The sequence below is a fragment of the Actinoplanes octamycinicus genome (assembly GCF_014205225.1).
In the GTDB taxonomy this organism is placed as follows: domain Bacteria; phylum Actinomycetota; class Actinomycetes; order Mycobacteriales; family Micromonosporaceae; genus Actinoplanes; species Actinoplanes octamycinicus.
The window spans coordinates 7,684,152-7,708,146 of sequence record NZ_JACHNB010000001.1 but is presented as its reverse complement, the minus strand read 5'-3'; the positions used below and the strand labels follow the sequence as shown (position 1 = coordinate 7,708,146).

Annotated in this window: 30 protein-coding genes; 14 read left to right on the top strand and 16 right to left on the bottom strand. The window is 72.7% G+C overall.

The genetic code is table 11. The annotated features are described in order from the left end of the window. Nucleotides 1–6: 6 nt before the first annotated feature. Nucleotides 7–207, bottom strand: coding sequence for a DUF5999 family protein (locus BJY16_RS34815; protein WP_185043796.1), 201 nt, complete (start codon nt 205–207; stop codon nt 7–9). 122 nt (nt 208–329) lie between these two features. Here BJY16_RS34815 and BJY16_RS34810 point away from each other — a divergent pair, with 122 nt between their 5' ends. The 3 genes from BJY16_RS34810 to BJY16_RS34800 all read left to right on the top strand — a co-directional run bounded on the left by BJY16_RS34810 (nt 330) and on the right by BJY16_RS34800 (nt 3,487). Then, nucleotides 330–1,556, top strand: coding sequence for a chorismate-binding protein (locus tag BJY16_RS34810; RefSeq protein WP_185043795.1), 1,227 nt, complete (start codon nt 330–332; stop codon nt 1,554–1,556). A 155-nt stretch (nt 1,557–1,711) separates the two neighbouring features. Next, on the top strand, nt 1,712–2,251 hold the full coding sequence (locus tag BJY16_RS34805; protein WP_185043794.1) for a sigma-70 family RNA polymerase sigma factor: 540 nt from the start codon (nt 1,712–1,714) through the stop codon (nt 2,249–2,251). 339 nt (nt 2,252–2,590) lie between these two features. Then, nucleotides 2,591–3,487 carry an AAA family ATPase gene (locus BJY16_RS34800; protein ID WP_185043793.1) on the top strand — a complete coding sequence of 299 codons (897 nt, stop codon included), beginning with the start codon at nt 2,591–2,593 and terminating at the stop codon, nt 3,485–3,487. 41 nt (nt 3,488–3,528) lie between these two features. Here the strand turns inward: BJY16_RS34800 and BJY16_RS34795 are convergent, their stop codons facing one another. After that, on the bottom strand, nt 3,529–4,086 hold the full coding sequence (locus BJY16_RS34795; RefSeq protein WP_185043792.1) for a TetR/AcrR family transcriptional regulator: 558 nt from the start codon (nt 4,084–4,086) through the stop codon (nt 3,529–3,531). Nucleotides 4,087–4,195: 109 nt separating this feature from the next. Here BJY16_RS34795 and BJY16_RS34790 point away from each other — a divergent pair, with 109 nt between their 5' ends. After that, entirely contained in the window at nt 4,196–4,861 is a 666-nt protein-coding gene (locus tag BJY16_RS34790; RefSeq protein ID WP_185043791.1) for an FMN-dependent NADH-azoreductase, read from the top strand. After that, nucleotides 4,858–5,181, top strand: coding sequence for a DMT family transporter (locus BJY16_RS34785; RefSeq protein WP_185043790.1), 324 nt, complete (start codon nt 4,858–4,860; stop codon nt 5,179–5,181). Before BJY16_RS34790 ends, BJY16_RS34785 begins: the two co-directional genes overlap by 4 nt. A gap of 28 nt (nt 5,182–5,209) precedes the next feature. On the opposite strand, the gene BJY16_RS34780 is transcribed toward BJY16_RS34785, so the two are convergent. Beyond that, a complete protein-coding gene (locus BJY16_RS34780) occupies nt 5,210–5,683 on the bottom strand; it encodes an RrF2 family transcriptional regulator (protein WP_185043789.1) in 474 nt (157 codons plus the stop codon). An 82-nt stretch (nt 5,684–5,765) separates the two neighbouring features. Between BJY16_RS34780 and BJY16_RS34775 the strand changes: the two genes are divergently transcribed. The 4 genes from BJY16_RS34775 to BJY16_RS34760 are packed head-to-tail and all read left to right on the top strand — an operon-like array spanning nt 5,766 to nt 8,385. Then, nucleotides 5,766–6,509, top strand: coding sequence for an SDR family oxidoreductase (locus tag BJY16_RS34775; protein ID WP_185046815.1), 744 nt, complete (start codon nt 5,766–5,768; stop codon nt 6,507–6,509). A 21-nt stretch (nt 6,510–6,530) separates the two neighbouring features. Beyond that, complete coding sequence (locus tag BJY16_RS34770) at nt 6,531–7,019, top strand: peptide deformylase (protein WP_185043788.1); 489 nt, start codon at nt 6,531–6,533, stop codon at nt 7,017–7,019. Further along, nucleotides 7,016–7,831 (top strand): class I SAM-dependent methyltransferase, encoded by an 816-nt coding sequence (locus BJY16_RS34765; protein WP_239177925.1) that lies wholly within the window; start codon nt 7,016–7,018, stop codon nt 7,829–7,831. Before BJY16_RS34770 ends, BJY16_RS34765 begins: the two co-directional genes overlap by 4 nt. Nucleotides 7,832–7,881: 50 nt before the next feature. After that, nucleotides 7,882–8,385: a hypothetical protein gene (locus BJY16_RS34760; protein WP_185043787.1), complete on the top strand. Its 504-nt coding sequence runs from the start codon at nt 7,882–7,884 to the stop codon at nt 8,383–8,385. 214 nt (nt 8,386–8,599) lie between these two features. On the opposite strand, the gene BJY16_RS34755 is transcribed toward BJY16_RS34760, so the two are convergent. Continuing rightward, a complete protein-coding gene (locus BJY16_RS34755; RefSeq protein WP_185043786.1) occupies nt 8,600–9,895 on the bottom strand; it encodes an MFS transporter in 1,296 nt (431 codons plus the stop codon). Nucleotides 9,896–9,971: 76 nt separating this feature from the next. Between BJY16_RS34755 and BJY16_RS34750 the strand changes: the two genes are divergently transcribed. Beyond that, nucleotides 9,972–10,430: a MarR family winged helix-turn-helix transcriptional regulator gene (locus tag BJY16_RS34750; protein ID WP_185043785.1), complete on the top strand. Its 459-nt coding sequence runs from the start codon at nt 9,972–9,974 to the stop codon at nt 10,428–10,430. Here BJY16_RS34750 and BJY16_RS34745 read toward each other — a convergent pair. Next, a complete protein-coding gene (locus BJY16_RS34745) occupies nt 10,411–10,785 on the bottom strand; it encodes a VOC family protein (protein WP_185043784.1) in 375 nt (124 codons plus the stop codon). The genes BJY16_RS34750 and BJY16_RS34745 overlap by 20 nt on opposite strands. A 254-nt stretch (nt 10,786–11,039) precedes the next feature. Further along, complete coding sequence (locus tag BJY16_RS34740) at nt 11,040–12,176, bottom strand: endonuclease (protein WP_185043783.1); 1,137 nt, start codon at nt 12,174–12,176, stop codon at nt 11,040–11,042. Between the two features lie 179 nt (nt 12,177–12,355). Between BJY16_RS34740 and BJY16_RS34735 the strand changes: the two genes are divergently transcribed. Both BJY16_RS34735 and BJY16_RS34730 read left to right on the top strand, forming a co-directional pair. Beyond that, entirely contained in the window at nt 12,356–13,024 is a 669-nt protein-coding gene (locus tag BJY16_RS34735) for a maleylpyruvate isomerase family mycothiol-dependent enzyme (protein WP_185043782.1), read from the top strand. Nucleotides 13,025–13,079: 55 nt separating this feature from the next. After that, the gene (locus tag BJY16_RS34730) at nt 13,080–13,484 is read left to right on the top strand and encodes a RidA family protein (protein WP_185043781.1); all 405 of its coding nucleotides are present in this window, start codon (nt 13,080–13,082) and stop codon (nt 13,482–13,484) included. 126 nt (nt 13,485–13,610) lie between these two features. On the opposite strand, the gene BJY16_RS34725 is transcribed toward BJY16_RS34730, so the two are convergent. The 5 genes from BJY16_RS34725 to BJY16_RS34705 form a co-directional block, all read right to left on the bottom strand. Beyond that, the gene (locus BJY16_RS34725; protein ID WP_239177928.1) at nt 13,611–13,937 is read right to left on the bottom strand and encodes a helix-turn-helix domain-containing protein; all 327 of its coding nucleotides are present in this window, start codon (nt 13,935–13,937) and stop codon (nt 13,611–13,613) included. A gap of 7 nt (nt 13,938–13,944) precedes the next feature. Next, entirely contained in the window at nt 13,945–14,277 is a 333-nt protein-coding gene (locus BJY16_RS34720) for a type II toxin-antitoxin system RelE/ParE family toxin (protein WP_185043779.1), read from the bottom strand. Nucleotides 14,278–14,483: 206 nt separating this feature from the next. Continuing rightward, on the bottom strand, nt 14,484–15,176 hold the full coding sequence (locus BJY16_RS34715) for an ABC transporter permease (RefSeq protein WP_185043778.1): 693 nt from the start codon (nt 15,174–15,176) through the stop codon (nt 14,484–14,486). Further along, complete coding sequence (locus tag BJY16_RS34710) at nt 15,173–16,666, bottom strand: DUF1349 domain-containing protein (RefSeq protein ID WP_185043777.1); 1,494 nt, start codon at nt 16,664–16,666, stop codon at nt 15,173–15,175. Before BJY16_RS34710 ends, BJY16_RS34715 begins: the two co-directional genes overlap by 4 nt. After that, on the bottom strand, nt 16,663–17,382 hold the full coding sequence (locus BJY16_RS34705) for an ABC transporter ATP-binding protein (protein WP_185043776.1): 720 nt from the start codon (nt 17,380–17,382) through the stop codon (nt 16,663–16,665). The genes BJY16_RS34710 and BJY16_RS34705 overlap by 4 nt, the downstream gene beginning before the upstream one ends. Nucleotides 17,383–17,468: 86 nt before the next feature. Here BJY16_RS34705 and BJY16_RS34700 point away from each other — a divergent pair, with 86 nt between their 5' ends. Continuing rightward, nucleotides 17,469–18,503, top strand: coding sequence for a sensor histidine kinase (locus BJY16_RS34700; protein ID WP_185043775.1), 1,035 nt, complete (start codon nt 17,469–17,471; stop codon nt 18,501–18,503). Further along, complete coding sequence (locus BJY16_RS34695; RefSeq protein ID WP_185043774.1) at nt 18,500–19,156, top strand: response regulator transcription factor; 657 nt, start codon at nt 18,500–18,502, stop codon at nt 19,154–19,156. Before BJY16_RS34700 ends, BJY16_RS34695 begins: the two co-directional genes overlap by 4 nt. On the opposite strand, the gene BJY16_RS34690 is transcribed toward BJY16_RS34695, so the two are convergent. From BJY16_RS34690 to BJY16_RS34670, 5 genes are all read right to left on the bottom strand, one after another. Continuing rightward, nucleotides 19,141–19,905: an HAD-IIA family hydrolase gene (locus tag BJY16_RS34690; RefSeq protein WP_185043773.1), complete on the bottom strand. Its 765-nt coding sequence runs from the start codon at nt 19,903–19,905 to the stop codon at nt 19,141–19,143. The genes BJY16_RS34695 and BJY16_RS34690 overlap by 16 nt on opposite strands. 51 nt (nt 19,906–19,956) lie before the next feature. Then, nucleotides 19,957–22,416, bottom strand: a complete 2,460-nt coding sequence (gene nirB / locus BJY16_RS34685; protein WP_185043772.1) for a nitrite reductase large subunit NirB — start codon at nt 22,414–22,416, stop codon at nt 19,957–19,959. 1 nt (nt 22,417) lies between these two features. After that, entirely contained in the window at nt 22,418–22,765 is a 348-nt protein-coding gene (locus BJY16_RS34680) for a molybdopterin oxidoreductase (RefSeq protein ID WP_185043771.1), read from the bottom strand. A 165-nt stretch (nt 22,766–22,930) separates the two neighbouring features. Continuing rightward, nucleotides 22,931–23,542: an SET domain-containing protein-lysine N-methyltransferase gene (locus tag BJY16_RS34675; protein ID WP_185043770.1), complete on the bottom strand. Its 612-nt coding sequence runs from the start codon at nt 23,540–23,542 to the stop codon at nt 22,931–22,933. A gap of 49 nt (nt 23,543–23,591) precedes the next feature. Then, nucleotides 23,592–23,975: a TipAS antibiotic-recognition domain-containing protein gene (locus BJY16_RS34670; protein ID WP_185043769.1), complete on the bottom strand. Its 384-nt coding sequence runs from the start codon at nt 23,973–23,975 to the stop codon at nt 23,592–23,594. Nucleotides 23,976–23,995: the final 20 nt, after the last annotated feature.

Genomic DNA, 23,995 nt, shown 5'->3' with positions numbered 1-23,995 from the left:
GAGTAATTACGCTGCGAGGGCGTGGACCGCCGGACCGCGGTGCGGCTCGATGGTCGTGCCGTCCGGCAGGAGCTCGCCGGTGTCCTCGAAAACGATGACGCCGTTGCAGAGCAGGCTCCAGCCCTGTTCGCAGAAGGTCGCCACGGTCTTGGCGGCTTCGCGATCGATGGCATCGGCTGGAGGGCAGGGGATTCGGTGCTGGCACATCTTGGGTTTACTCCGGTCGGGGGCTGTGTGAAGGCTCACAAAGTCGGGCTCGAACGTTACCTCAGATCGAACGAGAACGGTTCACTGCGGTGACGGCATCGGCCCGCGGTTCCGCCGTATCGATGGTCCACGCCCAGGGGTCTGTCGACCACTCTCCGGCACCTCCTCCCGGTGCTCCGCCGGCGGCTCCGACCGCCTGCCATGCCCGTCACCATGCGTTACGTGTCTTCCGGTGGCACCGGGGTGATTCCGGTGACCCTGCCGAGCTTCTGACCGGGTTCCTCGCCGCCAACGGACTAGCGGTGCGAAACCTCGGCCGTTCGGCTGACAAATCTCGGCCGGATGGCCATTCCGATATCTGTGGAGCGTCGCTCTACGTGTCCGCGGATGCCGGATGCGTGATGATCAACGCCACTCCTGGCGGCCCCACTCCGGTCCCCGTCGTCCCCGACGTGTACGCCGTCGTCTGGGTACACGCCGACCGGGGTGCCCCCGGTTCACCCCAGCATGGAACCGGCTGGCAACTCGGCCCGTGGCGGGCCAGCTGGACGCCGGACGAGCACGCCGGGGCGATTGACCAGGTCCGCGCGGCGATCGGGCGGGGCGACGTGTACCAGGTCAACGTCGTCGGGCACGCGGCTGCTCCGTACGTCGGAAATCCGACCGCGGCCCTGCGGCGCGTCGCGGCCCTGCCCGGCGCGCGATACGGCGGGGTCCTGGCCGACCCGGAAGGGCGGTGGGCGCTCGCCACCGCCTCGCCGGAGACCCTCGTCGAGGTCCGCGACGGCCGGGTGCTGACCCGGCCGATCAAGGGCACCCGGCCGGCCACCGAGGCGGGCCGCCGGGAACTGCTCGCCTCCGCCAAGGAACGCGCCGAGCACGTCATGATCGTCGACCTGGAGCGCAACGACCTGGCCCGGCTGCCCGGCACCGGCCCGGTGCGCGTCGACGAACTGTTCGCGGTCCGCCAGTGGTGTGGTCTGTGGCAGGCCGAATCGGTCGTCTCCGCGGCCCTCGACGGCGACGTCGGGCTCGCCGACCTGCTCCGCGCGGTCTGCCCAGGTGGCAGCGTCACCGGAGCGCCCAAGCTCGCCGCGCTCGACCAGATCGCCGCCCTGGAGCCGGTGGGCCGCGGGGTGAGCATGGGCGCCCTGGGCTGGATCGGTCACGACCACCTCGACCTGGGGCTGAGCATCCGGACCGTGGCGGTCGACGGCGAGCGGGTGCACGCCTGGGCCGGCGGCGGGATCACCGCGGACAGCGACCCGCAGGCCGAGGTCGCCGAGGCGGCCGCCAAGGCCGGGCCGCTGCGCGCGGCGCTGCGGGACGCGGACACAGCCGGCGCATAGCGGCCTCCGAGCCTTCTCTACCTATTGCGTGCCACTCTCGGCGTCCGCCCCCACGAACGGGGGAGGACCGCGTACTTTGGCGCACGCGTTTCCCCGAGACGGTCCACTGTGGCGATGCCTGCCACGGTGGCTGCAGAGAAGGCGACACCCTGGCCATGCTTGAACTCCTCGACCCCCCGGTTCCGGCGCCTGCCCGCGCGCCCGCCTCGACCGAGCAGTTCACGCGCTTCGCGTCGGACAGCTCCGCGCGCCTGCACAGCACCGCGTTCCAGCTCTGCCGCGACTGGCACCTCGCCCAGGACCTGACCCAGGCCACGCTGACCAAGCTGTTCCTGAGCTGGGAGCGGGCCGCCGGCAGCGACAACCTTTCGGCGTACGCGCAGAAGGTCCTGGTGCGCACCTACCTCGACCACCGGCGCCGCCGCAGCTCCACCGAGTCGACGCCGGGGGAGCTGCGCGAGCCGTCCTACGCGGTCGACCGGGACCTGCGGATCACGATGATGGACGCGCTGAGCCGGCTCCCCGCCCGGGACCGGACCATCGTGCTGCTGCGCTACTTCGCCGACCACAGCGTGGAGCAGGTGGCGGCCGAGCTGGACGTCCCGATCACCGTCGTGAAGAGCCAGACGCGGCGGTCGCTGATCAAGCTGAAGCACCTGTTGCTGCGCGACCGGGCGACGCTCTTCGTGGCGTGAGCCTTCCGTTCGCCGCTCCTTTCCGCGGCCCGCATCGGCGGCTCCGGTCTTCGCGTCCGGCCCCCTCCCGCGGCCTTCGCTCGCGCCTCGTTCTCGTGGTCCTTTTCGCAGGCGGAGGGGGCTTGTGGAGTCGCGGTATAGTTTCCCGCGAAGGGGAGTAGTCCCTCGTCGGTCGTTCGACATCCTGGAGCCTGCGGGCTCCCGGCGGCCGGGCTCCGGGTTGCCGGGGTGGACCAGACCTTCGGCCCTGCAGGTGACGTTGTCGCCGGGACAGGGGCCGGGGTCTCGGTGCTGTGTCGGGAGTTCGGTCGCTGCCGCGGCGGGATTGGACCGAGACCGATGACCACCCTCACCGAGCCCCTTCATCGCGAGCGCACCTTCCTGGACACAGTGCCGCTCACGGCCGTGATCCCGCCCGCCCTGATGCCGCCCGCGTGGGTCGCCCCGTCCGGTGTCGCCGCTGTGCCTTTCTCCGGCTCGTCTGCTGTCGGGCGGGCTGCCGTGCCCGGCGCGGGGCAGGACCTGCGGGGCCGGCGGGTCGGCGAGCTGAACTACCCGGCGCGCTCGGTGCTGGTGGTCGCCGGGGTGCCCGGGGCGGGCAAGACCACGCTGCTGAAACGGCTCTTCCCGCGGCCCGGCGTGCGGCTGCTGGACTCCGAGCGGGCCCGCGTGGAGTGGAGCCCGTACCTCGGCCGGCTGCCCTACCGCTACTGGCGGCCGCTGGTGCACGCCGCCCACTATGCCCGGTTGTTCCGGGCGCTGCGCGGCGACGAGGCGATCGTGGTGCACGAGAGCGGCACCCGCTCCTGGGTCCGCAAGCTGATCACCGCCGCGGCGGCCCGCGCCGGCCGGCGGACCCACCTGCTGCTCCTGGACGTCGCCGCCGAGGAGGCGCTGGCCGGGCAGGAGGCGCGTAAGCGCAAGGTGCGGCGGTCGTCGTTCGCCACCCACTACCAGAACTGGCAGCGGCTGCTCCGCAACGTCGCCGACCCGGCCCACCGGGTCCACCGCGAAGCCGCCACCATCACGATCATCGACCGCGCCGTCGCCTCCAACCTGACCGCCATCCGCTTCGACGGCCTGCAGGCCGTGCCGTCGCCCGCGGCCCCTACCTCTGCCGCTGTTCCCGCGCCCGCAGTGACCTCCGCAGTGACCTCCGCGCCTGCCTCGGTCTCCGCTTCCGTGCTCGGCTCGGGTCAGCGCCGGGCAGTGGCCGCTCTTGACGAGGCGGCCTGATCTTCTCCGGTGTGTGCCGGCTGGTCGTGGTGGCGGGTGGATCAGCGGGTGGCGGTGGCGGCCAGGTGGGTCAGGGCGGCCTTGAGGCGGTCCGGGGTGATGCCCTGGGCGCGCTGGTGGCGGAAGACCTCCGGGGCCAGCGGGGCGAGCACCGAGTCGGCCAGGGCGTCCGGGTCGGCGACGCCGGCCTGCCGTAGCAACGCCAGGACGTGGGCCCGCCAGAAGCCGTAGGCGCCGACCGCGAACCGGCGCGGCCCGGCCTCCGCGCCCAGCACCAGATGGCTGTGCTGCTCCAGCAGGTCCACCATGGCGGCGAAGAAGGCGGCGAGCCGCTCGTGCGGCGGCGCCCCCGGCCCGAGCGGCGGCTCGCCCTGCATCAACTCGTGCTGCAGGGTGCGCTCGTGGTCGTCGAGCAGGGCCGCCGCGATCGACGCCACGTCCGGATAGCGCCGGTAGAGCGTGCCCCGGCCCACCCCGGCCGCGCGGGCGATGTCCTCCATCGTGACCGCCCGGGAGTCCCCGGCCGCGAACAGTGAAGCCGCCGCGGCGAGCACCTTGGCCCGGTTGCGGGCGGCGTCCGCGCGTTCCCTCGTCTCCACCACGTCAGCCTACGGCACCCCCGGAATAACTGGACACGCTGTCCGGTTGCTACGGTCGAGATAACTGGACGCGGTGTCCGGTTAGCCGATCGTCTGTCAGGAGCCGAGCATGTCTGCCACCACCCCGACGTTGCTGCACCTCGACGCCAGCGCCCGCCGCCGGTCCTTCAGCCGGGAGGTCGGTGACGCGGTCGCCGACGCCTGGCGCGCGGCCCACCCGGACGGCCGCCATCTGCACCGGGATCTCGCGATCACCCCGGTCCCGCAGATCGGCGAGGCCTGGACCGAGCTGTGCGACTACGTGCTGGAGCACCAGATCACCGACATCTCCCGGTACGGCGAGGCAGTCCGTACCGAGGCTCAGTCCGCGGCCTGGGCGATCGTCGAACCGCTGCTGAACGAACTGGTCGCCGCCGACACGGTGCTGATCGCCACCCCGATGTACAACTTCGGCATCCCGGCGTCGCTGAAGGCCTGGATCGACCAGGTCACCTTCCCCAAGATGTCGCTGGCCGGCCGCCGGTTCGTGGTGGCCCACGCCCGGGGCGGGGCCTACGGGCCGGGCACCCCGCGGCACCCGGTCGACCACCAGGAGCGCTACCTGCGTGACTTCTTCACCGGGCACTTCGCGGTCCCGGAGTCCGACATGGCGTTCGTCGGCACCGAACTGGTCAACGCGCGGATCGACCCGGGCCTGGCGAAGCTGCGCGAGGCCCACGAGGTGTCCCGGTCCGCTGCCCGCACCGCGGCTCGCAAGATCGGAGCGGACCGGTGAGCTGGCTGCTGCTGATCGCCGCCGGCCTGGTCGAGGTGGCCTGGTCGCAGAGCATCAAGCCGACGGCCGGCTTCACCCGCCTGCTGCCGACGCTGGTCTGCTTCGTGCTCGCCGCCGTCGCCGTCTACCTGCTGTCGCTGGCGATGAAGGGGCTGCCGGTCGGGACCGCCTACGCCGTCTTCACCGGGATCGGCGCCGTCGGCGCGATCACCCTGGGCGTGGTGCTCCACAAGGATCCGCTGACGCCGGGACGGGTCGCGGCGCTCGCGCTGATCGTCGCTGGGGTGGCGCTGTCCCGGGTGGTCACCCCGGAGAGCTGACCGGTTCCCCGCGGCGGTCCGGCCGGTGTCAGGGTGTCCCGGTCAGGCGCGCGCGGGTGCGGGCCGGGGCGGACGCGGGGATCGCGGCGACGATGTCCGCCAGCGTCGTCGCGGCGAGGCTCTGCCGCCAGGCGTCGTGGGCCTCGGCCATCTTGCGGGCCAGGATGCACGGGCTGCGGCACTCCTCCGGGCTCAACGCGCCGCGGCCCTGCTGGCGGATCTCCCGGCACTCATAGGGCTGCGCGGCGCCGTCGACCGCCTCGACGATGTCCAGCAGGGTGATCCGTGCGGCGTCGCGGGCCAGCCGGAACCCGCCGCGCGGCCCGGTGGTCGCGGTCAGCACCCCGGCTCTGACCAGCGACTGGAGCTGCTTGGCGAGGTAGGCCGCGGGCACGTCGAAATACCGTGCGAGCTGGGTGGCCGACGCGGTGGCGCCCGCCTCCAGCTGCGCCAGCGACGCGGCGCAGTGCAACAGCCACTCGGTGCTGACCGGCAGTTTCATGACCGAATCCTATCGCAGATATTGCGGACCTGCATTGTCCGAGATACGGTGCCGGTGGAGAGAGGGGAGCGTCATGACCAGCATGCGCATCGCCGTAGCCGGAGCGACCGGCAACATCGGAGCACTCACCGTGGCCGCCCTGGAGCGCGCCGGGCACCGGGTCGTCCGGATCAGCCGGTCGCTCGGGGTGGACCTGGTCACCGGCGCCGGCCTGGACGCCGCCCTGGCCGGCGTCGAGGCCGTCGTCGACGTCACCAACGGCCCGGCCGGCGACCGCGACGAGGCCGTCGCCTATTTCGGCGCCGCCACCGGCAACCTGCTCGCCGCCGGCCGGCGCGCCGGGGTGCGGCACCACGTCCTGCTGTCGATCGCCGGTCTGCACCGGGTCGAGGGCAACGCGCACTACGCCGGCAAGCGGGAGCAGGAGCGGCTGGTGAGCGACGGCCCGGTGCCGTGGACGATCGTCCCGGCGACCCAGTTCCACGACTTCGCCGAGATGGTGGCGGGCTGGACCGAGCGGGACGGCGCGGCGACCATCGCGCCCCTGCTCGTGCAGCCGATCGCGCCCGAGGACGTGGCCGCCGTGCTCGCCGAGATCGCCACCGGCGAGCCGCAGGGGCGCCACCGCGACGTCGCCGGGCCGGAGACGCAGGACCTGGTGGACATGGCCCGGCGGACCCACGCCGCCCGGGGCCGGGTGGTCAGACTGGTCCCCACCTGGTCGTCGCTGTTCGACGTGTCGATGGCCGGCGAGGTGCTGCTGCCCGGGTCGGACGCGCGGCTCGCGCCGACCACCTTCGACGAGTGGCTGAGCCGGCAGGCGTAACGAGCGGATAAGGTCTGGGGCATGACAGTTCGGCCGATTCGGCTCTATGGTGACCCGGTCCTGCGCACACCCGCCGACCCGGTCACCGACTTCGACGCCAGCCTGCGGGAGATCGTCCGGGACCTGGAGGACACCGTCCGCGAGCCGGGCCGCGCCGGGGTGGCCGGTCCGCAGATCGGCGTCAGCCTGCGGGTCTTCTCGTACCACGTGGCGGGCCAGGTCGGCCACCTGGTGAACCCGGTGTTGTCCGATTTCGACGGCGAGCAGGAGGACGACGAGGGCTGCCTGTCGCTGCCCGGCCTCGGCTATGCGACGAAGCGCGCCCAGTCGGTCACCGCCCGCGGCTTCGACCAGCACGGCGAGCCCCTGGTGATCCACGGCACCGGGTTCCTGGCCCGCGCCCTCCAGCACGAGACCGACCACCTCGACGGCCGCCTCTACATCGACACCCTCACTGGCGACGTCCGCCGCCAGGCCCTCCGCGAACTCCGCCGGGTCGTCCCCCGATGACCTCCGCGTCCGGTGCTCAGCCGCCTGCCTCCGCGTCCGGCTCTCAGTCGTCCGACTCCGCATCCGGTTCTCAGTGGTCCGGCTCCGGTTCTGGTTCTCAGTCGTCCGGCTCCGCGCCCGGCCCGGCCGGTCGTGCCGCGCCTGAGGAGGCCGCTGGTGGTGCGCGGCCGGACGGTGCCACCGACACGCGGAAGTTCGCGGCCTCGTCGCTGGCGGCCGGGGATGCGACCGGCTGGTTCGAGCGGCTCTACGCGGAGGCGCAGGACGGCCGGGCCACGGTGCCGTGGGACGTCGCGGCCGCCAGCGTCAACCTGCGGGAGTTCCCGCTGCCGCCGGGGGAGGGGCGGCGTGCGCTGGTGGTCGGCTGCGGCCCGGGGCGCGACGCCGAGCACCTCGCCGCCCTGGGCTATGCGGTGACCGCTTTCGACATCTCGCCGACGGCGATCGCCCTGGCCCGCGAGCGGCACCCCGGCTCGCCGGTCGACTACCGGGTCGCCGACCTGCTGGACCCGCCCGCGGACTGGCACCGGACGTTCGACCTGGTGCTGGAGAGCAACAACGTCCAGGCCCTGCCCACCGAGATCCGGGCCCGGGCGATCGCCGTGGTCGGCGAGTTCGTCGCCCCCGGCGGAACGCTGCTCGTCCTCGCCGCGGCCGCCACCGACGCTCCCGGCGAAGGCCCACCGTGGCCCCTGACCCGCGCCGAGATCGACGCCTTCGCCGCTCCGGGCCTGCGCCAGCTCGCCGTGGAGGAGGTGCCGGCCCCCGACTCACGACTGGTGGTCCGCTGGCGAGCGGTCTTCACCCGCTGAGGTCGACAGGCTCGGGCTGCGGGTGGAGGGGGCGGGCTACCCTGCTGGCCGTGGCAGGCAGGATCCGGAGCGGGTGGGTGGTGGCGGCGGTGGCCGTCGGGGTGGCCGCCGGCGCGGGGATCTACCTGGTGGCCCGCGATTCCGGTGGCGAGGATGAGCTGCCCGAGGCGGTGCGCGCCGAGCTGGCGCTCGTCGCCCGGGACGTGATCGAGCGTGGCAGCACGCCGGGCCTGGGGCAGGCGGGTGAGTGGCGGGCCTGCGGGGTGCGGGTCATCGGCGCCGATCCGCCCACACTGACCTCGGCGGATCAGGCGCGGACGGTCTATGTGTGGGCGATGTGCGGGACCGGCGGCGCCGTCTCGTCGTCGAGTCTGATCCCGGTGGCCGTGCACCTGACCGATCCGCCGACCAGCGAGGGTCCCGGCGACGGTTCCCGCTACGGCCCGGACATCCGGCGGATCTTCCCGGAGCGCCTGCAGGACGCCGTCTTCGACGACAACCATGCGGCCGAGCTGGAGCCCGCGATGAGCGCCCGGGTCACCGAGCGTTCCTGACCCCGGCGGCGTCATCGGGCGGGCCCGGGCGGCGAGCGTTCCTGGGCTGGCGGCGTCATCGGCTGGGCCCGGACGACGGGCGTTCCTGGGCTGGCGCCGCCATCGGGCGGCCCGCATGGGGTGCCCGGGTCAGCGAGCGCTCCTGACCCCGGCCGCGTCATCGGGCGGCCGCATCGGGTGCCCGGGTCAGCGAGTCCTGCTGACCCCGGCGGCGTCATCGGGCGGTGCCTGATGTCATCGCCGGGGTGTGGGCGGAGCGGGGGAGCAGCAGGCCGGTCACCGCGATGGCCAGGCCGATCAGGGCCGCGAGGGTGAAGACGTGGTCGTAGGTGGCGGCCGTGGCCATCACCGCCAGCGCGACCGCGCTGCCCACCTGGTTGGACGTGGTGGCGAGACCGCCGGCCGTGCCCGCGTCGCCCTCCGGGACGCCGGACGTCGCGGCGGCCATCATCGCCGGGAAGGTCAGGGCGATCCCGGCCGCGACGATCAGGGTCGGGCCGAGGACCGCGGTCAGGTAGCCGCCGTCGGCTGCCGCGAGCCAGCCGAAGCCGGCCACGAGGCAGCCGCACCCGGCGGGCACCGCGATCCGCGGCGGCAGCGCGCCGGCCCAGCGGGCGACCAGCACGAAGGTCACCGCCGCCGGGGTCTGGCCGAGGCCGGCGCGCAGGGCGGTGAAGCCGAGTTCGTTCTGCAGCAGCAGCGAGGTGAAGTACCACATCGCCACCGCGATCCCGCCGAACAGCAGCAGCATGACGTTGCCGACCGCCACCCCGCGGATCCGGAACAATCCGAGCGGGACCATCGGCCGGGCCGCGAACCGGGCCTCCACCAGCAGGAACAGTCCGAGCAGCGCGGCTCCGGCGAGCATCGGGAGCCCGGCGCCGTGCATCACCCCGTAGATCAGCATGGCCAGGCCGGCGGTCCCGGTCAGAGCCCCGAGCAGGTCCAGCGACGGGCGCTCCCGGACCCGGCGGGCGGGCAGGGCGAGCAGGGCGGCGGCGATCAGGACGGCGCCGATCGGCACGTTGATCAGGAAGACCCAGCGCCAGGACAGCAGGGTGGTCAGCGCGCCGCCCGCGAGGGCTCCGGCCATCCCGCCCACGCCGCCGGCCGCGGACCAGGCGGCGAACGCCCGGGTACGGGTGGCCGGCGTGACGAAGTGCGTGTTGAGCACGGCGAGGGTGGCCGGGGCCAGCATCGCGGCGCCGACGCCCTGCGCGGCGCGGCCGGCGACCAGCAGACCGGCGCTGGTGGCCAGCCCGGCGGCGAGGCTGGCCGCGGTGAACACGCCGAGCCCGGCGACCAGCATCCGCCGGTGCCCGAACAGGTCGGCGGCCCGCCCGCCGAGCAGCATGAACCCGGCGAAGGTCAGCGAGTATCCGTTGACCACCCAGGCCAGGCCGGTCGCGGTGAAGCCGAGATCGTGCTGGATCGACGGCAGCGCCACGTTCACGATGGCCGCGTCCAGGATGACCATGAACTGGCAGACGCAGGCCAGCAGTAGGACCATGTCGTCCTCCGGTGATAGATTTAGTTACGCGCATAACGTTATCCAGATAACCTTCTCGGCTGTCAAGGAGTGGTCGATGGACTTCGCTCAGGCGGACGCGCTCAACCAGGCGATTCGGCTGCTCAGCCTGCGGCATCGGGCCCGGGCGGCGACGCTGCTCGCGCCGCTCGGGCTGCATCCCGGCCAGGAGGCGCTGCTGCTCGAACTGGACCGGACCGGACCGCGGATCCAGGCGCAGCTCAGCGAGGCGCTCGGCTGCGAGCCGCCGAGCGTCACCCTCATGGTGCGCAAACTGGAGGCGTCCGGGCACGTTCAGCGTACCCAGGCCCGGGGTGACAAACGCGCCAGCGTCGTGGAGCTGACCGCGGCCGGGCGGGCCCTCGCGGATCAGGTGAAACAGTTGTGGTCGGCGCTCGCCGAGGAGACCGTGCGCGGCCTGCCCGCCGCCACCGTCGCGGAGTTGCCGGGCGTCCTGGCAGCGATGACCGCCAATGTGGACGCCCGGCGGCGATCCGTCAGAGGTAAGGGCGAGTGATCAGTTCGACGGCGTGCCCGGCGGGATCCTTGAAATAGACGCCGCGGCCGCCGTGCTCATTGTTGATCTCACCGGGCCGGCGCATCTGCGGATCGGCCCAATGCTCGATCTCGGCGTCCCGCAGCCGGGCCAATGCCCGGTCGAACAGATCGTCGTCGAGCAGAAAAGCGTAATGCTGCATCTGAATGTCCACCGGCGGCTCGGCGAACTGCAACAACACCCCGCCGTCCAGCTGGATGTTGGTGAAGAATCCCCACGACGGAGCCGCGGGCGCCTCCAGCAGCTCACTGTAGAAGCGCGCCGACTCGACACGGTCCTTGGACGCGATGATGGTGTGGTTGAAGGTGGCTGGCAATGGAGCTGACCTCGCATTTCGGAATCGACATCGACAGGGTGTGAGTCCTGTCGTCGCGGCGGTCCGCGTGCCGATCGAGCGGCGGTCAGCGATCCACCGGGTCGCCAATCCGTGCGTGGCTCAAGGCCGGTCCGGTGTTCACGGACGTGACCCTATCAGCAATCACCCCACTCCGATCAACCCCCATTTCCGGTACGCCGGAAGCCCCCGTGTGTGAGCGCTTACGCCGTACCGGAAATCGGGTCGGTGATCTGTCAGCCGAAGATCGAGCTCACCCATTCCGGGTGGTCGATGAAGGGATTGCGGTTGTGCTGGTAGGAGGCGTAGACCACCTGGTTGCGATTCTTCTCGAAGGCGTCCGGCGGATCCTGCGCGTTCCACGCGAGCAGCTTGGACAGCCGGCCCAGGTACGGGCGGGAGCCGTTGGTGACCGCGTCGTTGACCTCCAGATCCGGCCACGCGTCGTCGCCCTCGTAGCGGACCGCCATGTAGAAGATCATCCGGGCCACGTCACCCTTCACCGCGGTGCGCGGCTCCCACGAGTCCGCGTCGGTGTAGTTGCCGCTCGCGCCGGAGACCGCGCTGCCACCGGAGTCGAAATCCTTGTTGTTGCGCAGCGCGTTGATCGTGACGTCCTCCGGGCGCAGATGGTGCAGGTCGGTGCCGGGCCCGGCGCTGGTGCCGAAGTCACCGTGCGACTTGGCCCAGACGTGCTCGCGGTTCCAGTCGCCGGGGTCGCCGCCGTTGAGCGACTTGGACCGGCTGATCCCGGAGTAGAGCAGGATGACGTTCGCCGAGTTGGCCGGGTCCTGGTCGGTGACCTTGAGCGCGTCCCAGACCGCCTCGTAGGACAGCTTCGTCGCGCCGGTCGAGATGATCGTGTGCAGCGCGGACTTCAGCGCGGCCCCGGACTTGCCGCTCGCGGCGGCGTAGTAGGCGTCGGTGCCGCTGGAGGCGGTCGGCGTCGGGGTGGGCGTCGAGGTCGTGCCCAGGGTCATCGCGGACGGCGATTTCAGGCCCGGATGCGTGAAGTACGCGGTCAGCGTCCCGGTCACGGTCAGCTGCCGGCCGATCAGCGACGGATTGCTCAGCAGCCCGAACGACGACCGGTAGGCGCTGCTCACCTGGACGTAGAGCATCCTGGCCGGGCTGGTCTCGGTCCGGCTGTCGGCGAGGGCCAGGGCGGTGTCCCCGGTGAAGCCGCTGAACCGGACCGTGCTGGTGCCGGTCGGCTCGCCGACGATGTACCCGAGGACCGTGCCGGTGCCGCTCTGGGTGGTGATCGCCTGCGCGACGGTCAGCGGGCTCGCGGCCGAGGCCGGCACGGCGACCAGGGCCAGCGCCAGCGCCAGCACGGGCAGCAGGAGGGGGACGGGGCGACGTGGGGGCATCGGGGTGCTCCGTTCACCGGGCTGTATAGACAAGCTTGAGTCTGCGGGACCGGGCTGCGGCCGCCGCCATACCACCTGGGTCATATCCACCGAGTGTCGGCATTTCGCCGCTTCCCGGGGCGGCAATCGGCCAAGAAATCACACCGGTTCCGTCGGGGGCCGGCGGTAGAGTCCCGGCCATGGAGATCGATCACCTGGCGCTGCTCCGGGCCGAGCTGGACCTGTTCCAGCAGCGTCTGGACGGCGATCTCAGCGCGCCGGTCGAGCACTGTGGTGACTGGACGCTGCGCGACCTGGCCGCGCACGTCGCCGAGGGCAACCTGTGGGTGGTCGCGGCGGTCCGGGAGAAGCACGGGCGTTACCAGGGGCCGCCCGCGCCCGAGGCGATCGCGCCCCATGTGGCCGAGACGTCCCGGCTGATGCTGGCGACGCTGAGCGCGGACCCCGCGACCGAGGCGTGGACGTTCTGGCCGCCGCGGACCGTGGCGTTCTGGCGGCGGCGCCGGTGGCTGGAGACCCTGGTGCACCGGTGGGACGCGGAGCACGCGCTCGGCCTCCCCAGTGAGCTCGACCCGGAACTGTGCGGGGACGGGGTGGCCGAGGTGTTCGACACGTTCGCCCCACGGCAGGTGAAGCTGGGGCGGATGGCGGCGCCGTCGGCGGCGGTCCGGTTCACCGCGACCGATCTCGGCCGGTCCTGGGACTTCGGGCCCGGAGAGCCGGTGGCCGAGCTGCGGGGCGCGGCGCCGGAGCTGCTGCTCGCGCTGTGGAACAGGTTCCCGTGGGCGAAACTCGACGGGGACGCGGCGGCGGCCCGGGCGGCGTTGCCGGGGCCGCTCGTCCCGTGATCGGGCGGTGCCTTATTGAGCTGCCGGCGGGCGCCGCTCTGGTGATACTGGCCGGATGCTCAAGAAGATCAATCCGGAGTCGGTGCACGAGACGGCCGGCTACGCCCACGTGACGATCACCGAGGCCGGGCGGCTCGCCCACCTGGCCGGCCAGTGCCCGCTCGACCTGTCCGGGCAGGTGGTCGGCGCGGACGGTGACTACGCCGCCCAGACCGCGCAGGTCATCGCGAACTGCCTGACCGTCCTCACCGCGGCCGGTGCCACCCCGGCCGACGTGGTCCGCTCGGTGATCTACGTGGTCAGCCCGGACAGCCACGTCCTCGCCGCGGTCTGGCAGCAGCTGAACGAGTCCGCCCTGGCCCCGGCCTTCACCACGGCCAGCACGCTGGTGGGGGTGGCGGCTCTCGGCTACGCCGGCCAGCTAGTCGAGGTCGACCTCACCGCCGCCCTGCCGGGGTAGTCACCCGCCTCGGTCGATCGGCCGACGGCGGGAACCCGCCGTTCTGCTGATCATTCAGCCGGTGAGTTCGACCGGCGCGCGTACGCGTCGCCGGTCCCGCCGTCGACCCGATCGCCCAGGCGGACCTCAGGCCGGCACCAGACCGGCGGAGCCGTTGGCGATCTCAAGCCGGAACGTCAAGCCGGTGGCCCGGGTGAGCCGTGCCAGCGTGGCCAGACCCGGAGCCTCCGAGCCCCTCTCCAGGCGGGCGATGGCCGGCTGCTGCAGACCGGTGAGGTCAGCCAGTCGCCGCTGCGAGATGCCTTGCTCGGCCCGGTACCGCACCACGGTCACTGCGACCTCGCGAGCGAACGCCGTCCGGTCCCACTCGTCGAGGAACCCGGCGTCGGCCTGGCGCCGCTCCTCGATGACCTCGCCGGCGGACTTGAGGCCGGACAACTTCACGTCACGCATTTCCACGTCAGTCCTCCTGCAGCTGTTGCAGCCGTTTCTCGGCCGCCTGGACGGCGCGATGGAAACCGCGGTGGTCGCCGGCCGCCTCGGGAGCGACGGCAGCGATGACGAAGACAGTTCCGATCCGGCGGTACAGGGCCCGCCAGGGGCTGCTGCCGGCGCGCGGTCGCAGCTCGCGGAGTTTTTCGGCCCCGTTGACGTTGCTGGTGTGTGGGAACGGCAGGGTGGGTCCGAGAGCCATCAGCTTCTCTGTCGCGTGGAGCAGGGCGACTGCCTCCGCGGTGGGAAGCTTCGCCAGTTCGAGCTCTGCCTCCGGATGGATGACGACCCTCCAAGTCATGGCCTGACGATAAGGTTTTTGTTATCACCGCAACGATACCTCGTCCGTGGTCGTCCGAGCCACCGCCGCTCGATCGGGTGCACCGGAATGGTGCTCGGCCAGCGCGGAGGCCACCCCCCCCGGGGGGTGGGGAACTGGCCGGGAGAGGTGCCTCGGTCGTGTCGGGACGACTTCTCGAGCCGGTCGGGAATGGCGGGAGCTCTGGATCAGGTGTCTCGGCGGTGGAGGAGGACGGCTCCCAGGAGCAGGGCGGCGGTGGTCCAGGTGGTGACCACGGCCAGGGCGGACGCCGGGGTCAGGGCCAGGGAGGTGGTGTCGGTGGTGGTGGTCAGGGCCTGGACCGCGGTGGCCGGGGTGAGGCGGTAGAGGGCGCGCTGCCAGTCCGGGTCGGGAAGGATCTGCAGCAGCATCGGCATGAGGTAGAGCAGGGCCAGGACGATGCTGATGGCGGCCGCGGAGCTGCGGACGGCCGCGGCGGTGCCGAGGGACAGCAGTCCGATCAGGATCAGGTAGAGGACGGACCCGATGGCGGCTCGGAGCATCGGGGTGGTCGCCGGCAGGGTGAGCACGGCGGCGGTCACGCCGAGCAGGGCTGCCGGGGCTACGCCGGCGGTGAGCAGGGTGGCCTTGGCGGCGAGCAGGTGGGTGCGGCGGGGGACGGCCAGCAGGGTGCTCCGGATCAGGCCGGTGCGGTATTCGCCGGCGAGGATCTGGACGCCGGCGGCGGCTACCGCGGCCTGACCGAGACGGACACCCAGCAGGCGCAGCTGGACCGGGTCGATGCCGTGGTCGCCGAGAGCGGCGCCGGCGGCGGTGAGCAGGACGGCGAGGGTCAGCGGGAGCAGCAGGGCGGGCGCCGTGCGGAGCTTCGCCCACTCGGCCCGCAGGGCGGCCCTCATCCGGCGGTCCGGTGCAGGCGCCAGGTGGCGGCGGCCACCGCGGCCAGGGCGTAGAGGGCCAGGACGGCCAGGCCGGTCCACGGCGACAGGGGGAAGTAGCCGTCGTAGACCGTCTGCGGCTGGGCGAGCTGAGGGTACGCGGGGACCTCCTGCTGGATGGCGAAGGCGGCGCCCGGGGTGAGACGGAGCAGCCAGGCGCCGGCGCTCGGTGGCAGGACCGAGGTGACGGCCAGGATCGGCGGGGCGATCAGCAGGGCGGTCACCGCCACCACGGTGGGCACGGCCCGGCGGAGCAGGGCGCCCAGGCCGTACGCGAAGATGGCGGCCAGCGACAGCAGGACGGCCGTGCCGAGGGTGACCCGCAGGTAGGTCGGCCACGGGACGGGCAGTGCCACCACGGCGTGGGCGTGCAAGATGCGGGACGTGACGGCCATCGTCACGCCGACCGCCAGCAGGCCGGCGACCAGCGACACCGCGCCGACCACGCCGGCCTTGGTGGCGGAGAGCCGGACCGGGCGGGGCATCGCGGCGAGCGTCGTGCGGATCATGCCGGACCGGAACTCGGCGGTGCCGCACAGCGCGGCGACCAGGATCAGCGGCAGCAGGCCGAGATAGACGCCGGTGAGCACGAAGCTGGTCGGCATTCCGCCCTGCCTGGTCGGGGCGATGTCGCCGGTCCCGGTCACCGTGAGCACGCCGCCGGACTCGGTGTGCCCGGGCGGGTGGGTCTCCTGCCAGGTGGTCCGGTACGAGGTGTAGCCGACCAGCGTGTCGCTCCACCCACCGCCCGGGCTGACCTCGGAGAACTCGGCGCTCGCCTGGGTGAACCGGGCCGCCACGGTGTGCCCGCCCCGCGCGCTGTCGTCGACGCTGACGCCGCTCGGCGAGGTGACGAACAGGCCGATCCGCACCGTGTCGGGCAGGTCGCCGAGGCGTACCGTGTCGATCTCCCGCCAGGTGACGCCGTCGGCCGAGACCGAGCCGGTGATGTCATCGCCGTGCCGGGTGAGCCGCAGCCACGCCTCCCGGGTGGCCGGCTGGTCCGCCGCCGCCGTGTCGCCGGTGAAACCGGACTGCATCCGGACGCCGTGCCCGCCGGTGAGCATCACCGCGGCGTAGTCGGCGCCCGGCTCGGTGCCGTCCTTGACCAGCAGGCCGGCCTTCGCCCAGGGGACCACCCCGGGCACCAGCTGGTCGTGGTCCGGCGGCGGGTAGGTGATGATGCCGTCCATCCCGCCCACCTTCGCGGTGAGCGAGCCGTCGCCGGTCAGCGCCCGGTGCGTGAAGGTGAACTGGTCCTCCACCGCGATCCCGGCCGAGCTGACCGGCACCGGCGGGCAGGTCACCTCGCGGGTGCCGTCCATGCAGGACATCTGGCTGCCGGCCGCGGCCAGGCAGCCGAGCGCCACCACGATCAGCGCGGCCGCCGCGACGCCGCCGAGCCAGGACGGCACGGTGCGGAACTTGACCCATTCGGCGCGCGGCATCATCGGATGCCGCCCACGCCCGCGGTCAGGCTCAGGTACGCCGCCTCCAGTGAGGTGTACTCGCCGACCAGGTCGTCCACGTCCGCGGCGACGATCACCCGGCCGTGCCCGGCCACGATCACATGCCCGGCGATGTCCTGCAGCTCGCTCATCAGGTGGCTGGAGACCAGCACCGCCCGGCCCTGCCCGGCCAGCTCCCGCAGCAGGTCGCGCATCCACACGATGCCGGCCGGGTCGAGCCCGTTGAACGGCTCGTCGAGCAGCAGCACCGGCGGGTCGCCGAGCAGCGCGGCGGCCAGCCCGAGCCGCTGCCGCATGCCCAGCGAGTAGCCGCCGGCCGGGCGCCGGCCCACGCCGGTCAGGCCGGCCAGGTCGAGCACCTCGTCGACCCGGGCGGCCGGCAGGTCCTGGGAGCGAGCCAGCCACATCAGGTGGTTGCGGCCGGTCCGGAGCGGGTGCAGGGCGTGCGGGTCGAGCAGCGCGCCGACGTGCCGCATCGGCGTCGCGAAGGAGGCGTAGGCCCGCCCGCCGACCGTGGCGGTGCCGGCGTCCGGCCGGTCCAGCCCGGTGATCACCCGCAGCGTGGTGGACTTGCCGGCGCCGTTCGGGCCGACGAAGCCGGTCACCCGGCCGGGGCGGACCACGAACGTCATGCCGTCCAGGGCGAGCGCGGCGCCGTACCGTTTGCGCAGGCCGTTCACTTCGATGGTCGCTGTCATGCCGGAAGTTCTACGGAGCCGCGCCTAACCCGGGCGCGACGAAGGCTGTCATGTCGCTGTTACCCCGGGCAGGGCATGCTGGGCGGATGGGCGTCCGGCTGCGATTCACCCTTCTGTACGGCGTGCTGTTCCTGATCTCCGGGGCCGGGCTGCTCGCGATCACCGCGGCGTTCAGCGTCAGCCGGACCACCCACGTGGCGCCGCCGGGCACCGGCCAGCCGCCGGCCGAGCAGATCGCCCGGCTGCAGGAGGAGCTCGCCTCGGCGTCGGCCGCGCACACCCGGCAGCTGCTGGCCGGCGCGCTGGTCGGCCTCGCGGTCATGCTGCTCATCTCGCTGGTGCTGGGCCGGGCCGCGGCCGGGCGGGTGCTCCGGCCGCTGCGCCGGATCACCGCGGCGACCCGGCGGATCACCGCCGACAACCTGCACTCGCGGCTCGCCGTGGCCGGGCCGGCCGACGAGGTGAAAGCGCTCGCCGACACCATCGACGACCTGCTCGGCCGGTTGGAGGAGTCGTTCGCGGCGCAGCGGCGGTTCGTCGCCGACGCCTCGCACGAGCTGCGCACCCCGCTGGCCACGGTGCGGGCGGCGATCGACGTGGCCGAGGCGAAACCGGCGCCGCCGGCCGAGGTGGTGCGGCTGGCCGGCCGGGTGCGCACCGAGCTGGACCAGCTGGAACGGCTCCTGGAAGGGCTGCTGGTGCTGGCCCGGGCACAGCACGGGGCGCTGGACGGGCGTACCCCGCTGGCGGTGCGGTCGCTGATCCCGGCCGGGGTGCCGGTCGAGGGCGCCGACTTCGTCACGGTCGGCAACCCGGTGCTGCTGGCCCGGATGGTGTCCAACGTGGTGGACAACGCGCGGCGGCACAACGACCCCGGCGGCTGGATGCGGGTCACCCTGCGGGACGGGACGCTGGTGGTGGAGAACGACGGGCCGGTGCTCGACCCCGGGCAGGTGGCGACGCTCGGGCAGCCGTTCCGGCGGCTCGGCGCCGACCGGACCGGCAGCGGCACCGGGCTCGGCCTGGCGATCGCCTCGGCGGTGGCGTCCGCGCACGGCGGGTCGCTCGGGTTGCGGGCCCGGCCCGGGGGCGGGCTGCGGGTGGAGATCCGGCTGCCGTGAGGATCCTGGTGGTGGAGGACGCGGCCACGCTCGCCGAGGTGGTCGCCGAAGGGCTGCGGGACCAGGGGATGGCGGTCGACGTGGCGCTCGACGGGCTGGCCGCGGCGGCGAAACTCGACGTCAACACGTACGACGTGGTGGTGCTCGACCGGGACCTGCCCGGGATCGGCGGCGACACGCTCTGCGAGATGATCACCGGCCGGGTGGCGCGGGCGATGGTGCTGATGCTGACCGCGGCCGGGTCCGCCGACGACCGGGTCCGGGGGCTGACGCTCGGCGCCGACGACTACCTGGCGAAGCCGTTCCACTTCCCGGAGCTGGTGCTGCGGGTGCGGGCCCTGGCTCGGCGGCGGCCGGGAGCGCAGCCCCGTACGCTAAGAGTTAATGATCTTGAACTTGATCCGATCCGGCGGACCGTGGCCCGATCCGGGGTCGGCCTGCACCTGTCGGTCAAGGAGTTCAGCGTGCTGGAAGCGCTGATGCGGGCCGCGCCCGGCTATCTGAGCAGCGAGGATCTGCTGGAGCAGGTGTGGGACGAGAACGCCGACCCGTTCACCAACACGGTCACCGTGACGGTCGGGCGGCTGCGCCGCAAGCTCGGCGAGCCGGCGGCGATCGTGACGCTGCCCGGCGTCGGCTACCGGATCGCCTGAGCCTCGACCAGCGCGGGCAGGTCGGCGATCGAGTCGATCACGTGGGTCGGCTCGGCCAGGCCGTCCGCGGTCTGCTGGTCGGCGAACTTGCCGGTGCGGACCTGCACCGACGTGGCCCCGCCCTGGTTCGCCATCAGGATGTCGGTGGTGCGGTCGTCGCCGACCACCCAGAGCCGGCCGGCGGCGGCGTCGCCCGCGGCCAGCCGCAGGAAGTCCCGGCTGGGCTTGCCCAGCAGGCGGGCCGGGCGGCCGGTGGCATATTCGAGCGCGGCGACGATCGCGCCGGTGTCCACGTGATCGCCGTCGGCGCCCCGGAAATAGCGCCCGCTCTGCAGCGCCAGCAGCTCGGCGCCGTTGCGAACCGCGCGGAACGCGGCGTCCAGCACCGGGTAGCTGAGCGTCTGCCGGCAGTCGCCGACGATCACATGGGTCGGGTCGATCGGGTCGCCGTGCGCCGGGAACTCCGCGCGGACCGCCCGGTCGGCCAGCACCAGGACCCGGCTGGCCAGGGTGAGCACGCGCAGCGCGGCGACGACCGGGGTGAACACCTCGCCGAGCGCGACCGGGATCCCCATCCGCCGGATCTGCTTGACCAGGGCGGCCTCGCCGAGCGAATCGGTGTTGGTGAAGACCCGCACGGTGTGCCCGGCCCGGCGCAGCTCCATGATGGCGTGGGCGGCGCCGGGGACCGGGAGGCCGCGCTCCACCAGCGTCCCGTCCAGATCGAGAAGGATCACCCGCGATTCCATCGGCGCAGCGTACCGGCGGGACCGGCCGGGGACCGGTGCGGGTGGCGGTGCTCAGGGCACGCGTCGGGGCAGGGCGATCAGCGGCAGTGAGGTGCGGAACTGCCCGGGGGTGGCGAGCGCCGCGCCCTCCTTCCACGGATCTCGGTACGCGGCGATCGACGCGTCCATCCGCTCGTCCAGCCCGGCTCCCAGACCGTCCACGTCATCGACGATCAGCGCGCGCAGCCGGTCCACGCCGTACCTCGGCACGAACGCGTACGTGCGTTCCAGCCAGTTCGCGTGCTCGCGGTAGAACTGCAGGAACCGCCCGGTCAACCGGATCACCTCGTCCGCCGTGTCCACCGTGGTGAGCAGGTCACCCTTGCGGATGTGCGCGCCGGCCGCCCCGCCGACGTAGATCTCCCACCGGCCGCCTTCGACGGCCACCACACCCAAGTCCTTCACGTACGCCTCGGCGCAGTTCCGCGGGCACCCGGTCACCGCCAGCTTCAGCTTGGCCGGACTCTCCAGCCCCTGGAACCGGCTCTCGATCGCGATGCCCAGCGTGGTCGAGTCACCCAGCCCGAACCGGCAGAACTCCAAGCCGACACAGGTCTTCACGGTCCGGAACGACTTGCCGTAGGCGTATCCGCTGGGCATGTCCAGATCGGCCCAGACCGCCGGCAGGTCCTCCTTGCGGACGCCGAGCAGGTCGATCCGCTGTCCACCGGTGAGCTTGACCATCGGCACGCGGTACCGCTCCGCCACGTCGGCGATCCGGCGCAGCTGGTGCGGGGTGGTCACGCCACCCTTCATCTGCGGGACCACGGAGAAGGTGCCGTCGCGCTGGATGTTCGCGTGCACCCGGTCGTTGATGAATCGGGCGTCACGTTCGTCCACGTATTCGCCGGCCCACATCATCCGCAGCAGCGAGGCCAGGCCCATCTTGGACCGGGCGTCCTCAGCGCCGCCGGGCGCGAGCGCGGCGAAGACGGCGGAGACCGACTTCAGCTCCATGTTCCGGATCGTCGTCATCAGCTCCGGCTTGGCCAGCGGGATGCCCGGCACGTACCACGACGCGGACTCGTCCTCCTCGACCTCACCGCCGGCCGCCCACTCGACGATCTGCCCGACCAGCGTCTTGCACGAGCCGCACCCCTTGCCGGCCCGGGTGGCGTCGGCGACGCCGCCGACGGTCCGGGTCCCGGACTGCACCGCGCCGACGATGGCGGCCTTGGTCACCCCGTTGCAGTTGCAGACCTGCGCCTCGTCCGCCAGTTCCGCCGCGCTGGTTTCGGCGGACGGTCCGCCGAGGTCGAACAGCAGCCGGATGCGCTCCTCCGGCAGCGGTGAACCCCGGTCGAAGGCCTGGATCAGGAAGGCCGCCTTGCTGACGTCCCCGAGCAGCGTGGCGCCGGCCAGCCGCCCGTCCCGGATGACCACGCTCTGGTACACGCCGCGCCGGCGTTCGGCGAACACCACGGTCTCGTCGTCGTCCCGATCCGGCTCCTTGAGGCCCATCGTGGCCACGTCCACCCCGGCGACCTTGAGCTTGGTCGCGGTGCGCGAGCCGTGATAGGCGGCGTCCGGGTCCGCGCCGGTGAGGTGGTCGGCCAGCACCCGCGCCTGCTCCCACAGCGGGGCGACCAGCCCGTAGGTCTCCCCGCGGTGCTGCACGCACTCGCCGACCGCATAGATGTCCGGCTCGTCCAGGCAGCGCATCTGGTCGTCCACGACGATGCCGCGCTCCACGTCGAGACCGCTGCGCTCGGCGAGCGCCGTGTTCGGCCGGATGCCGGCCGCCACCACCACGATGTCGCACCGGATCGTCCGGCCGTCGGCCAGCCGGACGCCGGTGACCGCCTCCTTGCCGAGGATCTCGGTGGTCCGGGCGCCGATCACCACCTCGATGCCGAGCGCCTCCACGGATCGGCGCAGGATCGCCCCGGCCTGCGAGTCGAGCTGCGCGTTCATCAGGTGGCCGGCCGAATGGACCAGTGTGACGTGGGGCAGATGCGATTGCAGGCCCCGGGCCGCCTCCAGGCCGAGCAGGCCACCGCCGATCACCACGGCGCGCTGGTGCTCCCGGGCGTACCGGATCATGCCGCGGGTGTCGTCGAGCGTCCGGAACGTGAAGACACCCTGGTGATAGCCGCGGCCGGGCCGGTGCAGGCCGGCGATCGGCGGCACGAAGGCGTCGCTTCCGGTGGCCAGGATCAGTTTGTCGTACGGCGTGGTCCCGCCGAGCTCGTCGGTCACCGTCCGGGCGAACCGGTCGATCCGGGTCACCCGGACGCCGGGGTGCAGGTCGATCCGGTTCGCGGCATACCAGTCCACGTCGTTCAGGAAGATGCCGGACTCGTCCTCGGCGCCGCTGAGCACGGTCGACAGCAGGATCCGGTTGTAGTTGCCGTACGGCTCGGCGCCGAACATCGTGATGTCGAACAGATCGCCGCCGCCGCGCTCCAGGATCTCCTCGACGGTCCGGGCGCCGGCCATCCCGTTGCCGATCACCACCAGTCTGCGGGCCACCTCACACCTCGACCAGGCCGAGGTCGACCACCAGCGCGCCGGTGGCACCGACCGGCGCGGCCAGGTGCAGCTCGATCGCCGTACCCGGCTCCAGGTCCTCGACCACGCGCAGCGGCACGTGGACGTCCCCCTTCGCGCCGATCGGGAAGTACCGCATCGGCGAGCCGTCCCGCATCAGGATCACGCAGATCAGGTCGGGTGCGGCGTTGCCGCCCCGGAAGTAGACCGGCTGGGCCACCGTCCCGTCCGGCACCGTGTAGGTGAGCCCGGCGTCCAGCAGGAACGGCTGGTCCAGCCCCTTGCCCTCGAATCTGTAGATGCCCTGCAGGAACCGGGGAACCGACCGCATCAGAGATCTCCTTCGTCCGAGGTCTCGCACCTTTCCGCCATGCTGGCCCGGGCCTGTTTCGCCGGGTTTACGCGCGGCGCTCGATTCGTTTCCGGCAACACCCGGCTGACCGGCGGGGCCGCGGCGGTGACCGAGGACGCGCCGGCAGGCCGTCCGCCGGCTGAGTCAGCCGAGGTGCTGATAGGTGAGCTGCCAGTTCCCGGCGACGACCTTGAGCAGCATGGTGAGGTGCCGGGTCGTGCCGGCGGAGCAGAGCGCCTCCCAGCGGCCGGTGCCCACCGTCCACTCGACCCGGGTCAGATCGCGGTTCTCGGTGAGCAGGGCGGCGACCACCGCCTCCCGGCCGCGGACGGCCTGCCCGGACAGCCAGAGCACGGCGTCCGCGTCGACCAGCTCACCGAGCCGGACCGCCGAGTCCGCCGTGCGGTAGGCGTCCAGGAAGGTGGACAGCTCGCGGGCGGTTTCCTGAGTCGCGTCGATGGTGATCGGCTCGCCCCGGGCGATCGGACGCAGGGCGATGTCGCATCCGCGGTCGAAGTCCTGCCAGCAGGACGGGTCGTCGGAGTGGTTCACGAAACGGGCCGGCGGTGGGTAGAGGAAACGACGGCCGCCGTAGCTGTGCACGAACAGATCCTCGCCGGGCGGCAGCGCGTGGTACTCCGCCGTGGTCAACGGGCGCAGGCGGTAGTCGATGACGACCTCGCCGGCCGCGAAGTCACGGGCGGCGTAAACGCCGCGGCCGGCCAGATCGCCGTCACCGAGCAGCACCTCGTTCATCCGCGAGAAACTAGCCGGTGCTGCCCGCCCTGCCCCGGAGGGGGCGCCGTCAGAGGCGCGTCTCGGCGTACCTGCGCATCGCCGACCCGAGGAACTGCACCATCTCCGGGTGGTAGGCGTTGTGGAAGTCGCGCATGGCGGCGTCCTCGGCGTACAGCAGCGCCATGCCGAGGTACGCCTGGCGGCTCGGCGTGTAGAACCGGCACGCGATGGCGTAGTGCCGGTCGACCAGCTCCTGGATGTGCGGGTCGTCCGGGCGTGCGCCGGGCAGCGCGCCCGCCAGTTCGCCGTAGAGGTCGTGCCAGTCGCGATGGACCTGGTCCTTGTCGACGTGCGACCAGTTGCCGGTCGCGGCGAGACTGGCGGCCTGCTCCTCGGCCAGTGCTTTGCGGCAGTCGTCCGCGTCGTGGTCGTCGACGATGGCCATGCTCATGGGTGGTCCCCGCTCGTTCC

Excerpts from the sequence above, each read along its gene's own strand:
- BJY16_RS34815 (WP_185043796.1), bottom strand. The coding sequence starts at position 207 with ATGTGCCAGCACCGAATCCCCTGCCCTCCAGCCGATGCCATCGATCGC.
- BJY16_RS34810 (WP_185043795.1), top strand. The coding sequence starts at position 330 with ATGGTCCACGCCCAGGGGTCTGTCGACCACTCTCCGGCACCTCCTCCC.
- BJY16_RS34805 (WP_185043794.1), top strand. The coding sequence starts at position 1,712 with ATGCTTGAACTCCTCGACCCCCCGGTTCCGGCGCCTGCCCGCGCGCCC.
- BJY16_RS34800 (WP_185043793.1), top strand. The coding sequence starts at position 2,591 with ATGACCACCCTCACCGAGCCCCTTCATCGCGAGCGCACCTTCCTGGAC.
- BJY16_RS34790 (WP_185043791.1), top strand. The coding sequence starts at position 4,196 with ATGTCTGCCACCACCCCGACGTTGCTGCACCTCGACGCCAGCGCCCGC.
- BJY16_RS34780 (WP_185043789.1), bottom strand. The coding sequence starts at position 5,683 with ATGAAACTGCCGGTCAGCACCGAGTGGCTGTTGCACTGCGCCGCGTCG.
- BJY16_RS34775 (WP_185046815.1), top strand. The coding sequence starts at position 5,766 with ATGCGCATCGCCGTAGCCGGAGCGACCGGCAACATCGGAGCACTCACC.
- BJY16_RS34770 (WP_185043788.1), top strand. The coding sequence starts at position 6,531 with ATGACAGTTCGGCCGATTCGGCTCTATGGTGACCCGGTCCTGCGCACA.
- BJY16_RS34765 (WP_239177925.1), top strand. The coding sequence starts at position 7,016 with ATGACCTCCGCGTCCGGTGCTCAGCCGCCTGCCTCCGCGTCCGGCTCT.
- BJY16_RS34755 (WP_185043786.1), bottom strand. The coding sequence starts at position 9,895 with ATGGTCCTACTGCTGGCCTGCGTCTGCCAGTTCATGGTCATCCTGGAC.
- BJY16_RS34750 (WP_185043785.1), top strand. The coding sequence starts at position 9,972 with ATGGACTTCGCTCAGGCGGACGCGCTCAACCAGGCGATTCGGCTGCTC.
- BJY16_RS34740 (WP_185043783.1), bottom strand. The coding sequence starts at position 12,176 with ATGCCCCCACGTCGCCCCGTCCCCCTCCTGCTGCCCGTGCTGGCGCTG.
- BJY16_RS34735 (WP_185043782.1), top strand. The coding sequence starts at position 12,356 with ATGGAGATCGATCACCTGGCGCTGCTCCGGGCCGAGCTGGACCTGTTC.
- BJY16_RS34730 (WP_185043781.1), top strand. The coding sequence starts at position 13,080 with ATGCTCAAGAAGATCAATCCGGAGTCGGTGCACGAGACGGCCGGCTAC.
- BJY16_RS34725 (WP_239177928.1), bottom strand. The coding sequence starts at position 13,937 with ATGCGTGACGTGAAGTTGTCCGGCCTCAAGTCCGCCGGCGAGGTCATC.
- BJY16_RS34720 (WP_185043779.1), bottom strand. The coding sequence starts at position 14,277 with ATGACTTGGAGGGTCGTCATCCATCCGGAGGCAGAGCTCGAACTGGCG.
- BJY16_RS34715 (WP_185043778.1), bottom strand. The coding sequence starts at position 15,176 with ATGAGGGCCGCCCTGCGGGCCGAGTGGGCGAAGCTCCGCACGGCGCCC.
- BJY16_RS34710 (WP_185043777.1), bottom strand. The coding sequence starts at position 16,666 with ATGATGCCGCGCGCCGAATGGGTCAAGTTCCGCACCGTGCCGTCCTGG.
- BJY16_RS34705 (WP_185043776.1), bottom strand. The coding sequence starts at position 17,382 with ATGACAGCGACCATCGAAGTGAACGGCCTGCGCAAACGGTACGGCGCC.
- BJY16_RS34700 (WP_185043775.1), top strand. The coding sequence starts at position 17,469 with ATGGGCGTCCGGCTGCGATTCACCCTTCTGTACGGCGTGCTGTTCCTG.
- BJY16_RS34690 (WP_185043773.1), bottom strand. The coding sequence starts at position 19,905 with ATGGAATCGCGGGTGATCCTTCTCGATCTGGACGGGACGCTGGTGGAG.
- BJY16_RS34680 (WP_185043771.1), bottom strand. The coding sequence starts at position 22,765 with ATGCGGTCGGTTCCCCGGTTCCTGCAGGGCATCTACAGATTCGAGGGC.
- BJY16_RS34675 (WP_185043770.1), bottom strand. The coding sequence starts at position 23,542 with ATGAACGAGGTGCTGCTCGGTGACGGCGATCTGGCCGGCCGCGGCGTT.
- BJY16_RS34670 (WP_185043769.1), bottom strand. The coding sequence starts at position 23,975 with ATGAGCATGGCCATCGTCGACGACCACGACGCGGACGACTGCCGCAAA.